At 35.6% G+C, this 14942-nt stretch carries 18 protein-coding genes and 1 riboswitch; of the genes, 10 read left to right on the top strand and 8 right to left on the bottom strand.

The genetic code is table 11. The annotated features are described in order from the left end of the window. The first annotated feature begins 29 nt into the window (after nt 1-29). From NSQ95_RS13070 to NSQ95_RS13040, 7 genes are all read left to right on the top strand, one after another. Nucleotides 30-206 (top strand): putative motility protein, encoded by a 177-nt coding sequence (locus NSQ95_RS13070; protein ID WP_340882924.1) that lies wholly within the window; start codon nt 30-32, stop codon nt 204-206. Nucleotides 207-279: 73 nt separating this feature from the next. After that, nucleotides 280-603 carry a transposase gene (locus tag NSQ95_RS13065; protein WP_340882925.1) on the top strand — a complete coding sequence of 108 codons (324 nt, stop codon included), beginning with the start codon at nt 280-282 and terminating at the stop codon, nt 601-603. Further along, nucleotides 603-770, top strand: coding sequence for a hypothetical protein (locus NSQ95_RS13060; RefSeq protein ID WP_340882927.1), 168 nt, complete (start codon nt 603-605; stop codon nt 768-770). The genes NSQ95_RS13065 and NSQ95_RS13060 overlap by 1 nt, the downstream gene beginning before the upstream one ends. Nucleotides 771-831: 61 nt before the next feature. Further along, entirely contained in the window at nt 832-1473 is a 642-nt protein-coding gene (locus NSQ95_RS13055) for a type II CAAX endopeptidase family protein (protein WP_340882928.1), read from the top strand. Nucleotides 1474-1587: 114 nt separating this feature from the next. Then, nucleotides 1588-2061 carry an NUDIX domain-containing protein gene (locus NSQ95_RS13050; protein WP_340882929.1) on the top strand — a complete coding sequence of 158 codons (474 nt, stop codon included), beginning with the start codon at nt 1588-1590 and terminating at the stop codon, nt 2059-2061. Further along, nucleotides 2039-2830: a prolyl oligopeptidase family serine peptidase gene (locus tag NSQ95_RS13045; protein ID WP_340882931.1), complete on the top strand. Its 792-nt coding sequence runs from the start codon at nt 2039-2041 to the stop codon at nt 2828-2830. Before NSQ95_RS13050 ends, NSQ95_RS13045 begins: the two co-directional genes overlap by 23 nt. After that, nucleotides 2831-3280 (top strand): hypothetical protein, encoded by a 450-nt coding sequence (locus tag NSQ95_RS13040; RefSeq protein ID WP_340882932.1) that lies wholly within the window; start codon nt 2831-2833, stop codon nt 3278-3280. An 85-nt stretch (nt 3281-3365) separates the two neighbouring features. On the opposite strand, the gene NSQ95_RS13035 is transcribed toward NSQ95_RS13040, so the two are convergent. From NSQ95_RS13035 to pckA, 3 genes are all read right to left on the bottom strand, one after another. After that, nucleotides 3366-3674 carry a hypothetical protein gene (locus NSQ95_RS13035; protein WP_340882934.1) on the bottom strand — a complete coding sequence of 103 codons (309 nt, stop codon included), beginning with the start codon at nt 3672-3674 and terminating at the stop codon, nt 3366-3368. Between the two features lie 271 nt (nt 3675-3945). Beyond that, entirely contained in the window at nt 3946-4422 is a 477-nt protein-coding gene (locus NSQ95_RS13030) for a hypothetical protein (RefSeq protein ID WP_340882936.1), read from the bottom strand. Nucleotides 4423-5314: 892 nt separating this feature from the next. After that, nucleotides 5315-6901: a phosphoenolpyruvate carboxykinase (ATP) gene (gene pckA, locus NSQ95_RS13025; protein WP_340882938.1), complete on the bottom strand. Its 1587-nt coding sequence runs from the start codon at nt 6899-6901 to the stop codon at nt 5315-5317. 217 nt (nt 6902-7118) lie between these two features. Continuing rightward, nucleotides 7119-7236: riboswitch (SAM riboswitch) on the top strand. Nucleotides 7237-7426: 190 nt separating this feature from the next. Here pckA and metK point away from each other — a divergent pair. Continuing rightward, nucleotides 7427-8623, top strand: a complete 1197-nt coding sequence (gene metK, locus NSQ95_RS13020; protein WP_340882939.1) for a methionine adenosyltransferase — start codon at nt 7427-7429, stop codon at nt 8621-8623. 212 nt (nt 8624-8835) lie between these two features. On the opposite strand, the gene NSQ95_RS13015 is transcribed toward metK, so the two are convergent. Then, the gene (locus NSQ95_RS13015) at nt 8836-9351 is read right to left on the bottom strand and encodes a gamma carbonic anhydrase family protein (RefSeq protein ID WP_169359985.1); all 516 of its coding nucleotides are present in this window, start codon (nt 9349-9351) and stop codon (nt 8836-8838) included. 110 nt (nt 9352-9461) lie between these two features. Between NSQ95_RS13015 and NSQ95_RS13010 the strand changes: the two genes are divergently transcribed. After that, nucleotides 9462-10253, top strand: a complete 792-nt coding sequence (locus NSQ95_RS13010; protein ID WP_340882941.1) for an alpha/beta hydrolase — start codon at nt 9462-9464, stop codon at nt 10251-10253. A 267-nt stretch (nt 10254-10520) separates the two neighbouring features. On the opposite strand, the gene NSQ95_RS13005 is transcribed toward NSQ95_RS13010, so the two are convergent. Continuing rightward, a complete protein-coding gene (locus NSQ95_RS13005) occupies nt 10521-10688 on the bottom strand; it encodes a hypothetical protein (RefSeq protein ID WP_340882942.1) in 168 nt (55 codons plus the stop codon). A gap of 256 nt (nt 10689-10944) precedes the next feature. Beyond that, entirely contained in the window at nt 10945-12405 is a 1461-nt protein-coding gene (locus NSQ95_RS13000; RefSeq protein WP_340881957.1) for an IS1182 family transposase, read from the bottom strand. A 420-nt stretch (nt 12406-12825) separates the two neighbouring features. Here NSQ95_RS13000 and NSQ95_RS12995 point away from each other — a divergent pair, with 420 nt between their 5' ends. Continuing rightward, entirely contained in the window at nt 12826-14061 is a 1236-nt protein-coding gene (locus NSQ95_RS12995) for an IS110 family transposase (RefSeq protein WP_340885901.1), read from the top strand. Nucleotides 14062-14194: 133 nt separating this feature from the next. On the opposite strand, the gene NSQ95_RS12990 is transcribed toward NSQ95_RS12995, so the two are convergent. Next, nucleotides 14195-14479, bottom strand: a complete 285-nt coding sequence (locus NSQ95_RS12990; protein ID WP_340882944.1) for a hypothetical protein — start codon at nt 14477-14479, stop codon at nt 14195-14197. 239 nt (nt 14480-14718) lie between these two features. Continuing rightward, nucleotides 14719-14907: a DUF4083 family protein gene (locus NSQ95_RS12985; protein ID WP_340882946.1), complete on the bottom strand. Its 189-nt coding sequence runs from the start codon at nt 14905-14907 to the stop codon at nt 14719-14721. Between the last annotated feature and the right edge of the window lie 35 nt (nt 14908-14942).

Here is a 14942-nt window from a genome sequence, read left to right as displayed (position 1 = left end):
CGATAATAAGCTTGTAAGGGGGAATTATTTTGGATATTAACTCCATCATGTCTTCTCAGCTAGCACAGCTACAACAAACAGTTCAAATGAGTGTTATGAAAAATGCACTTAATATGGAAACTGTAGCAGCAGTGGAAATGCTAGAGAGTATGCCTCAACCTGCTACACATCCTTTTAAAGGATCAGTAGTAGACGTACAAGCGTAAGAGAAAAACATGTACCATATATGGTGCATGTTTTTTTATTTTGAGAACATACTACACGAAAAGGATGTGTGATATGACAGAAATTAAAGCTTACGTTTCGTTGAGTCAACGGAGAGTATACTTGTATCCAGATGAATCGCCATGGGAATATGAAATAACAGCAAGGCAGGATATTATCCCAGTTTTTGAAACTTTGTTTTATCAGCTGTATCATAAAGATATGAACACCTTTTGGAGAGCGCATGTGCCATTGAAATATTATAGTAATGATTTTTCTAATGAAGAATACGACAACCGTATAAAAAAGCTGTATGCTCTTATTCATGAGTTTAGTGACAGGGACTCGCAAGCATTTATTGAACAGCTTCCATTTTTTAAAGAAAGTAGGCATCTATAATGACTAAAAATGTTAATGGAAAAGGTAATGATACAACAACTTACCGTAATGCAAGCTCACTTTTAAATCTTTCCCCACAAGACAAGGCAAAGGTTAACGCTGGCCAAAACAGTCAAGAAGGCGGCAAAAATTATAAACAACAGGAGCAAGAAAAGTGGGAAGGTTAAGACTTGGTGCATTACCAAGTCTTTTTTCTTATGATAAATCTCAAAAAAATTAGGAGGTTATATGGTTAAACAGCTTATTTTACTAATTGGACCTACTATTATGATCATTTTAGGTCTTCTTCTTATAAAGAATGTGCCCATTACTTTTTTGCTTTTCTATGGCTGGTTACTTCTTGTTCCCATTCTGGTTAGCTACAGAAGTAAAAAGCGTACTCGTTTAATAGTACCTCAGCCAAAATACTCAATGACAGTAGGAATTATTAGCGGAATAATTTGCTTAGTAGCTATTTACGGTTTTGCCTATTTACTTCAAGCGGTAGTTATAGATCGAGAAGGCTTAGAAGTAGCACTTGTCCAATGGGATTTTACAGGAGCGAAAGTAATTTTCCTTGTACTTTTCCTTATCTTCATTAACCCCATACTGGAAGAATTTTATTGGAGACGGTTTATGTATGACCGATTACAACATAGACTAGGCTCGAAGCTTACAATTATTATAACGGCATTCTTTTATGCCCTATATCATTTTGTAGTGGTCATGCCTATTTTCCATATACCTGTTTTCGCTACCTTGATGGTATTCCTTGCAGGAATTATGTGGGGCATTTTTCGCTCAAAATTTCATACTATTGTTCCATCCATTGTCAGTCATAGTATAGCGGATTTAGGAATCATGCTTGTTTACTTGTTTATTATTATTTAGACTCCTGGTTTAGTTTTATGCTAAACCTTTTTTTATTGCCTATGATAAACTTTTAAAGTAAATATACAGTCAAACAGCAACATCAAGCAATGAATTACAAGGGAGAGTACATATATGATTTCTTTTAATGATTTAAATGGATATAGGGTGGATCTTAGTTTTGAAAAAGGTAACTTTTCAATAGTGCCTCAGCATGTGCTCGTTTTAGCACAGAAAAATCATAAATGGTTATTAACTAACCATCCTAAAAGAGGAATAGAGTTTCCAGGTGGTAAAAAAGAGGTATATGAAACTATAGAGGAAGCTGCTATCCGAGAAACTTTAGAAGAAACGAATGTAGCAGTATACCGATTAGAATGGTTTGCCGAATATGTAGTTCATGATGTGAAACCATTTTGTAAGGCGGTATTTATAGCAGAGGTGAAGGATATACATACAGAGGCAGTACAGTATGAAACAGATGGAGCAGTCTGGCTCACGTCAAAGGAGCTAAAATCTTGTCCTAACTTAAGCTTTCATATGAAGGACAAAGGAATGGAAGTCATTCTTAAAGAGGTGATGATTTATGAAGAAAGATGGAACGATTGATAGAATTCGTGTATATCCATCTCCAAATCCGAATGTGCATTTAAAAGAAATTACATACTGGTCCTGTGGCTTACGGATAAAAGGAATGCTAGCATATCCGATCAAAGAGGGAATTTATGATGGAATGCTGTATTGCAGAGGAGGGATCCAAGGGGTTGGCATGGTTCGCCCTGCACGAATTGCTCAATTTGCTTCTCAAGGACTTGTTATCTTTGCCCCTTATTATCGTGGAAATCGTGGCGGAGAAGGAAGAGATGAGTTTGGTGGCGAGGATCGATGGGATGCCGTTTATGCGGTGGATGTATTAAAACAATTTTGCAACCCCGACAAAGTCCATCTTTTTGCCTTTTCTAGGGGTGGCATGATGGCCTTATGGACAGCTGTTATAAGAGAAGACATCACCTCGCTTGTTTCCTGGGCGGGAGTATCTGATATTTATCTAACATATGAGGAAAGACTGGATATGCGAAGAATGATGAAACGCGTAATAGGTGGGACTCCCTCAAACCGTGAGGAAGAATATGAGGGAAGGAATGTATTGAACCAAATCGAAGAAATTCATGCCCCTGTGTTAATCATTCATGGGAGAGAAGATGTGAATGTTTCAATTGAGCATGCAAAAGTGTTAGAACAGGCTTTAATAGGGTATAACAAAATTGTAGAGACATGGTATTATCCAGACTTCACACATTACTTTCCTTCTAAAGTAAATCGACAAGTAGTGAAGGACGTGTGTATATGGATGAAAAAACATGGAGGAGGCAAATAAGTGGGTCAGTTAGTTGTTAAAGTAGAGTCAATGAGTTTAGAGGAAAAGTCGGTGTTCCCAATAGATTTAAGCTTTTGGGAGGACTTATGGGATCAGTATACGAATGAGTATTCGGAAGTAGTGATACATTGCTGGGCTGAGGAAGAGGAAGTAGTCAATGAGCTTTCTGAAAAAAGCTTTGAGGCACTGAATGAAGGGTTAATGAAGATTTTTACCGTAAATTTAACCGATGAGAACAGATTGTTTTTCCGAAACTATTCTCAAGACCCAATAGGGGGACTGAAATGGTTCACCATGTTTTTCAACACAAATGGAGAAGAACAATTAGAAATTGGGCAATATGGAGCTGAAATCATTTTTTCAAACGTAGATGAAGAAAAGGCTGAAGAGATAAAAGCAATATTCCCAATTTCAACTGAAATGGAATATCATGACGACTTTGAGGATTAGTATTCCTTTATATATGGGAGAGGTAATGGACTTAGTCTGTTACCTCTTATTATTTTGTCAGTTTATTACAGATTCGTGGGATCGTTTAATTTTCATTGAATAACGAATGTAATTGCTGCAAAACTTGCTCATTCTCATTGTAATAAAAATCATTTATTTGTGTAGTAGAAAAGGAAAGTGTTAAAATTTCCTTTTCAAAAAGGCTTACATTATACAGATAACCAACATGCCCCTCTTGGTTTGTAGAAGGCTCAAATACGATGTTTTTTATACTATCAAGCCAAGAGTTTATAATTGATTGATCTGTAATTTCTTTAAGTTCTCCATTACCGTGTCTAATCTCTATTTTGGATACTTCTGATAAGTCTCCTGAGTAAATTCCCTCAAAAGTCATAGGTTCAAGCTAGAAACAGCCTGTGATGACTAATATCAGCACCATTGCGAATATTCGTAAGCAGAGTTTTTTCAATCGAATTCCCCCTTATTTCACTAAAGTTTTATCTCTTAACAACCTCTGTTCCTGCATACAAAGACTGTTTTTTCTTAGTAAAAATGGCGGTCAAAACTTAAAACGGAGTAGAAAGGTAGCATTCATACTCATTAGCATAACCTCTTTCATGTGGAGTTGTACGTATGATAAAGACGATTGACATTCACATTTTAATTTAAATAGTAAGGATTAAATAGAAGTATTTAATGTCGTGTAATAAACTATTTAAATCAAATGACGCTTTAAATGCAATATATACAGCAATGCCTACAAAAATAGTTATCACTGCACTGGCATCTTTAAGCATCTTTCTATTTTTTTTATAAAGGAGAAATGTTGTTATAGTAACAATTAGTAAGTATGATACCGATATAATAAGTTTTGATAATACCAATTTACTGTCAATTACAGCATTCCTAAATTTTAATAAATCTTCTTTATTGTAAGTACTCTCTTCGATAATCGTTATATCTTCTTTGTATCCTATCTTCCATAAATAATTATTCTGCTCTTTTATTACAGTGTATTCATAACCCAAAACTTTTCCCTCACTAATAACCCCCAAATATTTCAGTGTGTCTTCTTCACCTTGAGAACAAGCAGATAGACCTAAGGTGACGCAAAATAACATTAGCAACAACCATTTTTTCATTTATGATACTCCCATCTTTCGTGAAATTTTAAGAGATTAGTGTACATCCTTGCCCTTATTAAGAGGATCACTTACATTAACGAGTCTTTATGAGTAATTAATGTGTAAACATAAATAACCTTTTATTTAATTTATTGGTATATACTCTGCCTTTTGGTTTCTTCAAACTCTTTTGAAAATATTCTAGTTAAGATATAGTGCTAAGCTTTAAGATCGGAGTCCAAGCATAAGCGATGCAGGAGAGGGGATTTCCTAGGAAATAGTTAGCTGAGTATAGAGGATAATTGGCTTAAACAGCATATATTTCAACAATATCTTTATGAAAACAGTAAAAACGCTCAGAATTTAAGCGTTTTTTTCTTTAAATATTTTATCATTTTATTAAAAAAGGCTAGTACCGGTGTTTAAAAGGATATTCTTATTGGGGATTGGTAGTAAAGCTGAATATAGCGCTAAGAGACATGCTCCATACAATTAGTATAAAAGACGTTGTCATCCAAAATGTATTTTTAGTAGTAGATTCGTCGCTCTTTACTTTTTTTATGATTGTTACTAGGTTAAGACAAAAAATAATAGCTAATATCGGCATTAAAAAAGCTCCAATAATTATTAAGAGTGTCAACTTAGATTAATTTCACCTCCAAATTAATTACAATCTTAAATACATTCTAACATAATTTTCTTTTGTTTATAAAAATTTACAATAAATAACACACATCTAAACGGCACTATGTTTTTCGTTGTTTTCTTTCCAACTACAAACCCATTAGACATTTATAACATTTTTTTATCAAAAAAAGCTCCGCCAATTTTACATTCAGAGTAAAATTGACAGAGCTTTTCGTTTTTAGAAGTAGGCTTTATTGTATTAGCTTCTTAAGTTTAAAGTGTATTAAGCAGTAGGACCGCCTTTTAATGATATCTCTTCAGAGACAGTTCCAAACTTTTTGAAGTTTTCGCGGAAGGATTGAGCTAGCTCAGACGCTTTTTGATCATAAGCAGCTTTATCTTCCCATGCGTTACGAGGGATTAATACCTCAGAAGGAACTCCGTCAATGCTAGTAGGAATATCTAATCCAAATACTGCATCTTTAGTTGTTTCCACATCAGTTAATTTACCTTCGATTGCAGCACGAACCATCGTACGCGTGTAAGAAAGCTTCATGCGGCTTCCTACACCATATTCTCCACCAGTCCAGCCAGTGTTTACTAAGAATACTTGTGCTCCATGCTCATCGATTTTCTTACCAAGCATTTCAGCATACACAGTTGCATGTAATGGTAGGAACGGAGAACCGAAGCATGTTGAGAAAGCAGGCTGTGGAGAAGTAATTCCACGCTCTGTACCAGCAAGCTTAGAAGTGAATCCACTCAAGAAGTGATACATTGCTTGCTCTTTAGTAAGCTTACTGATTGGAGGTAACACTCCAAATGCATCTGCAGTTAAGAAGATGATTGTATTTGGGTGACCAGCAACAGATGGATCAACAATATTATCTATATATTGAATTGGATAAGCTGCACGAGTATTTTCAGTTAAAGAGCTATCAGTATAATCAGCAGTACGAGTAGTAGGGTCTACAACTACGTTTTCTAAAACTGTACCAAATTTGATAGCGTCAAAAATTTGTGGTTCATTTTCTCTTGTTAGGTCGATACATTTTGCGTAACAACCGCCTTCTATATTAAATACGCCATTATCTGACCAGCCATGCTCATCGTCACCAATTAGTTTTCTTCCTGAATCAGCAGATAAGGTAGTTTTTCCAGTACCTGAAAGACCAAAGAACAATGTTACATCGCCTTTTTCTCCAACGTTAGCTGAGCAATGCATTGGTAAAATATTTTGTTCAGGCAATAAATAGTTCATAATAGAGAATATAGACTTTTTCATTTCTCCTGCGTATTCCGTACCACCGATTAAAACGATGCGTTTTTCCATGGATACGATGATGAACGTTTCTGAATTAGTTCCATCAACAGCCGGATTTGCTTTGAAGTTCGGTGCACTAATTACAGTGAAGTCTGCTTTATGAGATAACAATTCTTCTTCAGAAGGACGAATGAATAACTGATGAGCAAAAAGGTTGTGCCAAGCATATTCGTTGATAACTTGAATGCTTAAACGTGAATCCTTGTCTGCTCCAGCGTATCCTTTAAAGACGAATAGTTCATTTTTTTCCTTTAAATAGTTCATAACTTTTGAATATAATGCTTCAAAGTGCGAAGATGAGATAGGTTGGTTTACAGATCCCCAATCGATTTTGTCTTTTGAGATAGGTTCATCAACAATATACTTGTCTTTTGGAGAACGTCCTGTATATTTGCCCGTCTCTGCTTTAACAGCTCCAGTGGAAGTTAGTACTGCTTCTCCTCTTGACGTAGCTTTTTCCACTAATTGTGGTACTGATAATTGCAGGCTAATGTTGTTACCAGCTAACAATTCGTTCAGTTCGCTCACAGTATCGATTGAATTCATATAGTATTACCATCCTTTATTAAAGTTTTTAGCTCTTCACGGAAACATCATAAAGAGGATTTTTCGTTGATATGTGAAATAGTATAACACATTAAACTAAATAGTCTACACTAATTAAAGCTCAAAAAATGATTTTTTTTTGTAATTGTGAATAAATAACAAATTTACCTGTTGACTTATTTTGCTAATATACGTATGATGGTGAATTGAACGGATACTCTTATTCCGAGCGTGTGGAGGGGTTCAGGCCCTATGAAACCCGGCAACCTGTAATTGTACTTAAGTTACAAAGGTGCCAAACCTGATACAAGGTGAAATTCCTTGATTGATAAGAGTGAAAGGTGTTTATGATATTAATCCCTTTCCTCATGTAACTACGTGAGTGAGAGGTTTTTTTATATTACATCGCCCTAAATCCTTGTGTGCCAAGTCCGAAACGGCTTCAAGTTTACTATAGGCTTGACATGGGAATGAGTACCGTATCAATTCCTGAGAGAAATCTCGCAGGACATAGGAGGGAATTTTTTGACACAAAGACGATTATTTACATCGGAATCGGTAACAGAAGGTCATCCAGATAAAATTTGTGACCAAATATCAGATGCTATCTTAGATGCGATTTTAACGGAAGATCCAAACGCTCGTGTAGCTTGTGAAACAACAGTTACTACAGGTTTGGTTTTAGTTGCTGGAGAAATCACAACCTCTACTTATGTAGACATTCCAAAAGTAGTGCGAGCTACTATTCAAGAAATTGGATATACGCGAGCTAAATATGGTTTTGACTCAGAAACGTCAGCAGTTCTTACAGCTATCGATGAGCAATCGGTTGATATCGCTATGGGAGTTGACCAAGCACTAGAAGCTCGAGAAGGTTCGATGTCTGATTCTGATATTGAAGCAATCGGAGCTGGGGACCAAGGTTTAATGTTTGGCTATGCTTGTAATGAAACACCAGAGCTTATGCCACTTCCAATTAGCCTAGCCCACAAACTAGCTCGCCGATTAGCTGAGGTTCGTAAAGATGAAACATTAGATTACTTACGACCAGATGGTAAAACACAAGTAACAGTAGAATATGACGAAAATAACAATCCAGTTCATATCGATACGATTGTTATTTCCACACAGCATCATCCGGAAGTAACGTTAGAACAAATTCAAAGAGATTTAAAAGAGCATGTGATTAAACCAGTAGTTCCTACTAATTTAATAACAGACGAAACAAAGTACTTTATCAACCCGACTGGTCGCTTTGTTATCGGTGGTCCACAAGGGGATGCAGGTTTGACAGGTCGTAAAATTATCGTAGATACTTACGGTGGGTATGCTCGTCATGGAGGAGGAGCTTTCTCTGGTAAGGATCCAACAAAAGTAGACCGTTCTGCAGCTTATGCAGCTCGTTATGTGGCAAAGAATATTGTTGCAGCTGGTCTTGCTGATCGTTGTGAGGTACAGCTTGCTTATGCAATCGGTGTAGCACAGCCTGTATCAATTGCTATTGATACATTTGAAACAGGTAAAGTATCCGAAGCAGATTTGGTAACTTATATCCGTGAGCTATTTGACCTTCGCCCAGCTGGCATTATTAAAATGTTAGACCTTCGTCGCCCAATCTACAAGCAAACTGCTGCTTACGGACATTTTGGACGTACAGATATTGATGCACCATGGGAAAGAACAGACAAAGCAGAGCTATTAAAGCAAAAAGCTGGTCTATAAAAGAGTCTTCTATTACAGAATGCCTCTTATAAAAACAGAAGGTATTAAGAGATTGATCTCTTAATACCTTCTGTTCTTTTTATACTTTTATACAGATGATCTGAAAACTAAGTGTATTTAAAGGAGATTAATAATTGGGTGCGTTTACTCATAATGGATTAATGGGTATAAATTATATAAAATATAAGAATGCTTTAGTTTCTTAAAAAATTTTAAATTGGTTTTACTGATTTATAATATTGTCCTTTTTCAGCATACTCATGAATAATTCGTTGGACATCTTTTTTATCTTCCTCATTTAGTTCTCGTATAACCTTTGCTGGACTTCCAAAAGCAAGCGTATTAGGTGGAATTTTTTTGCCTTGGGGAACCAAGCTTCCTGCTCCAATAAAAGCACCTTCACCTATTTCAGCGCCATCTAATATAATGGAACCCATGCCAATTAATGCACCTTTACGTATTGTGCAGCTATGTAAAGTGACCTGATGGCCGACAGTGACCTCATCTTCAATGATTAGTGGGTTATTGGGACTTTGGTGTAGGCAACTTAAATCTTGAATGCTTACTCTACTTCCGATCACAGTAGGGGCAACGTCCCCTCTAATTACCGTATTAAACCAAATTGTAGTCTCTGGTCCGATTGTAACATCCCCTGTAATTGTGACATAATCAGCAATATAAACTGATTCATCAATCGAAGGTTTCTTATCTTTGTAAGGATAAATCAAAATAGACACACTCCTTTATTTTATTAGAATATAATTAATCCTATCAAACAAATGGGAAGAAGGAAATAAATAGTACGTGGAGAGTGTTTTAGAAATGAGGTATGTTGAACATGTGGAAATGGGAATCAGATGAAAAAGCAAAAGCAGTAGTAATAATTGTTCATAGTGCCTATGAACATCACAGACGCTATGCTTGGTTAATCGAAAAATTGAGAAGCTCTAATTGCCATATAGTAATGGGAGATCTACCAGGACATGGGGAGTTGGTGAGAGCAAAAACCATTCATGATGAATCTTTTGATCTTTACAAAGAATACATAAAACAAGCAGTACAGGTGGCAGTTTCCTATGATCTTCCTATATTCATAATTGGACATGGTCTTGGGGCAACCCTGGTGATGAAAATGTTACATAAAATAGAGGTCCAGTATGCAGGTGTTATCTTGACATCTCCATGGCTACAGTTAAACAAGCTTCCATCTAAATGGACGAAGACTTTAGCTAAAATCTCCGTGCAGCAAAAGATAAACCATGATATTCAGCTCAAGGAACTCACTAGAAACTACGGCGCTTATCAAAATCTAGTTGATGATCCTTATTATCGAACAATAATTTCACATGGCTGGTATAAAGAGCTGGAAAATGAGATGAAAACGGTAAGTCAATATCATGAATCTATTCCTAATGTTCCTTTGCTATTGATGACAGGGGAAAGAGATAAAATTACGGATACAACTGCAGCTAAAGTATGGCTGAAAAAACAAGAGTTATCGGATTATCAATTTAAGGAATGGAAGAATTGCTTTCATGACTTGTATCTAGAGCCAGAAAGAGAAGAAATATTTACTTATTCTCATTCCTTCATTAATAATGTATTAAGATCCATTGGTTATATCGTGTAATAATTAACTAACCACTAGAAACTGAAGTTCTAATAGAAATGCTTTAAACGAAACGAAGGACATGTATAATTTGAATTACAATTCCTCAAAATATACAAACGAATAATCCATCATTTGAAAAAAATATTATAAACATTAATATGAGGCTAGGACAAAGCCACCTTAGAAATAAAAGGCTATGTTAAAGGTAAAGTTTGATTTTAAATAGACTTAAAAAATGAGCAAGGATATTTTTCTCCTGGCTCATTTTACTTTGGAAAGCACCCGTTAGTCAATCTTCTTCTGGTTAACTTCTAGTATCTTCTTTAAAGTAAAATGAATATTTTGAAGGCTTATTAAAATAAATCCAAGCATAATAAATGTTACTATTTCTCCTGTAAACATCGAGATTATTGCAATTATTAGAGCATATACCCCATATAGATAACCTTTCATTTTTATATCACCTCACCATAAACATTTCCATTATTTTAACACTTTCTATTAAACTAACCTTCGCCTTTAGTTTAAGTGTAACATTTCACAATGCATATCTGAGATCAACTTAACGTTTTGGACATAAAAATAGACCATCCAAAATGGAGGGCACTGAAAAACTAACGAGTTTTAAAATCTAATTGGTTTTTCAACCAAAAACAAGGCACTTTCTGTTCAATTCGAACGGAAAGTGCCTTATTTCATTGTCTATTTCTTACTCTTTTTCATTTAGTAGTTTCATGATCCGTTTCAGGTTGACAGCGAATATCGTTGTGGCACCTTGTATTTCCATGCCAAATAAACCCGCTGATTTTGCCGTTTTATAGCCGTGCGGATTTTTAATCTCACTATTTTTCGCCTCAATTTTATAGCGTTTTTTGGCTAGTTCTTTGAAGGCCTCAGTTTCTTGGAAGGCCTCTTGTTCTTCATGTTCATTTGATTTCAATGAGATGCTATACGTTTTACTTTTCGCACCTTCTGTATAGCAGCCTTCACGCATTGGACAAACTTTACATTTTTCGATGTCAAAATAAAAGGTGATTTTTTGATTTTGATTTTCATTTTTCTTTCCAGTCCGTGCTTTTCGAATCGCCATGTGCCCGACTGGGCACACAAACATACCGGCATCTTTATTAAAATCAAATGCAATTTTTCTTTGACCGTTACCATTTGTGATAACGGGATTTAATTTTGAAATTAATTGAAGTTCTTCCGATTTGGCGTATTGTAAATTATCTTTGCCTGAATAAGCCGTGTCTCCAATGATCGTCTCGATGTCCATCCCTGTCCCTTTACTTTTCTCTACTAATTCTTGAAGATATTGACCATCACTTTTTTCACCAGTTGTTACAATCGCGGCTGTGATAATTCGTTCATCACTCATCGCGATATGCGTTTTGAATCCAAAGAAAGCCGAGTCTGCCGATTTATGTCCGACACGCGCATCAGGATCTTTTGAATGACCCAACTGTGTATCGTAATCATCGATGACTTCTTTTAAGACATTTAATTTTTCTTTCACAGCAGGGATTTGTGCTACTTTTGATTGTGTTTCGACGACTTCCACAACTCGGCGGCAATAATCCAATTCCTCCGTCACTTCATTTGAAGTTGGCTTTTTAGGAAACTTTCCGACCATCTCTTCCTCGAGTTGGTAAACCGTTTTACGCACATTTTTTGATTTTTCTTGTAAAAACTCTTTTGGTGATTTTTGATTATAACGAGCTTTTGTGTGAGTTGCATCGACAATAACGGTTTTACTGGTGATAAGCCCTTTTTCCAACGCAATTTCAACCGTCTTTCCAATGAGTAAATCTAATAGATTCATGTCTTGGAGACGAAGGCGGCGAAATTTTGTAAGAGAACTGGAATCAATGACCTCTTCTTCTGGTGACATATCTAGAAAATATTTAAACGACATATCGAATTTTGAACGCTCTACGAGATCGGCATCTGATAGGTCATGTATGGCTTTCAACAGTAAATATTTGAACATACGAATAGGTGGAATCGCATTTCTACCATTATCCAAACAATATTTTGATTTTAATTCGTCTAAGATAAATGAAAAATCGACGAGCTCGTTGATTTGGCGAAGCATATTATCTTTTGGGATAACTAAATCATACAAAGCTATATAAGGGCTCAAATTTAGTGTTTCTTGTTTGGAAATCATGGCTGCGTCACCTCTAGTTAGTTTTACTCATTATACTATGATAAGAGGATGTAAGATAAAGAAAAAGCGATTGCGTGAACAGAAATCTGTTCACGCAATCGCTTTAGTAATTTCATTGACTTTTTCAGTGCCCTCTCCAAAATGATGGCCATATTTTGCTAAAGCACCCGTTCGTATTATAAGGTTAGCCAGATATTTCTGGTTGACCTTTTTTTATATCGATATATGATTGCGGTAGCCGGGGTAGAACGTAAGCACCCGTGGGGCTAATGATCCCGTCAATTAAACAGTTCGCCCCCTACTTGTAGAAACATGATTGAGGCTGGTTGGGACTCTGATCTCGTATAACAAGCGAAGCTATGATACTACATGGAGGAATAGGGGTTACCGGTTAATTGTATGACAAGGAGGAAAATAATGATGAATCCAGTAATTGGTCTGGATGTGGCAAAAGGCGAAAGTCAGGTTCAAGCATTCTTGGAGAAAAAGCAACCGTACAAAAAGAGCTTTAAAGTGGCTCATACACTTGAAGGGCTTACAATTCTTTTAGAGTTTATTAGAGAAATAGAAGAGGCTTCTGGAGAAAGGCCCCCGATTGTTTTGGAATCTACAGGCCATTATCATACACCAGTTGTCCAATTTTTCGAAGAGAGAGGATATTTATTAATCATGGTTAATCCACTCGTTTCGTATCGAGCAAAGAGTTCAAGTTTACGTAAAGTAAAGACGGATATCATAGACGCTCGTCATCTCTGCGAGATGTTTTATAAAGAGGATCTAGAGCCTTATAAACAACGAGGAATCCAGCTCTTAAATTTACGTAACCTTACAAGACAACATGAAAATATTACTGGTATGTATGTACAAACCAAACTACAATTCCAGTCCGTTTTAGACCAAGTATTTCCTGAATACTGTGGTGTTTTTGGAGATTTGTATTCAGACGTTTCCTTACTTTCGCTCCAATCATTCCCTACTTCAGAGGAAGTATTGGCTACTAGTGAAGAAACAATCGCAAAAAAGATAAAAGAATTCTGTAAAAGCCGTTCGCAACAATGGGCAAACAGCAAGTCAGAAAAATTGAAGACAGCCGCAAATCGTAATCCATTTCAGAAAACCTTATACCACAGCCTTATTTTAAGCATGGATATGTATATTAAAATGCTTCTGGAATACAAAAAACACCTATCCAATCTGGAAGAAGAGATAGATGTTTTAGCGAAAAACATGGAAGAATATAAGATTCTCCAATCTATTCCCGGTATCGGCGAGAAAATCGCGGCAACGATTATTTCTGAGATTGGGGAAATCGATCGGTTTAATCACCCTAAAAAATTAGTTGCCTTTGCAGGAATTGATCCAAGTGTTTTTGAATCTGGTACATTCAAAGGTACTTTGAATCGGATTACCAAAAGAGGTTCTAGTAGACTACGACACGCCTTATATATGGCCGTAAAAAGTGCCATTCGTGATTGTCGCAAGAAGAAAACGACAGATGAACTCATTCCTCGAAATAAGAGGTTACGTGAGTTTTATGATAAGAAACGTGAAGAAGGAAAGCCCTTTAAAGTGGCTGTAATAGCATGTGCAAATAAGCTTTTACATTGGATTTATGCACTATTAAAAAGCAAGTCAGATTTCCAAGATCTAGCCTAGTTCAAAATATATCCAAATATCCTAAACCTTTCCAAACGTAGAAATTTGAAAGGTTATTTGGCATGCACAAATTTAGTATAGCATGAACTATTTTTGTTTTTCATTAATAAATATTGACAAACTATTGGCTGGTTTAGCTTAATAAACTTCCGAAAAAAATAACGAAAGTCAAAAACGCTGATAATCCCAAAGTGATAACTATTGTAGTTACACTCCTCGCCATTCCCTTCCAATCATGAATACCTGAAAAACCTAATACTCCTAAAATTAAAGTTAGCAATGTAATATATAAAACCAGATTTAAAGGGTGTGTACCCATAACGGAATAATCAATCAGACCTGAAAATGAAACAAGGAGAAATAGTAAAATACAAATTATTGATAAGATAAATGACCCTATGTTAATCTTTTTCTTCATTCAATAACTCCTTCTTTTCGTTATTTTAAATTTTTTTCTTATTGAACTAACCTGCTGCGTTAGTTTAAGTGTAACATTTCACAAACAAAACCAACGCACGAAAAACCAACCCTAGCCTTTAACATAGTCAAATAAAAAACCACTAAAATTTTATGAACAGTAAAATTTTGGTGGTTTTTCTTCGCTGTAGTTCTCCGCTCGAACAAGTTTTCCCTCTATAACAAATAGATACAGCGTTTCTATTTAGAAGATTTATTCTCTTCTAACAACATGATAATTTTGTCCAACTTTTTGTCAATATCTGAGTCAGAAGAGGTATGAGACGATCTTGGTGTGGTATTTATTAATATTCTTCTTATAAAAAGTGTGAATGATATTACTCCTAGCATGATTAAACCCAAAATAATGATTAACATAATAATATCCATAATGACCTCCTATATCTTCCTAATTATACCACTTT

The organism is Psychrobacillus sp. FSL W7-1457, assembly GCF_038593405.1.
In the GTDB taxonomy this organism is placed as follows: domain Bacteria; phylum Bacillota; class Bacilli; order Bacillales_A; family Planococcaceae; genus Psychrobacillus.
Note: the sequence above shows the minus strand (reverse complement) of the source record. Positions and strands in the feature narration are given on the sequence as shown.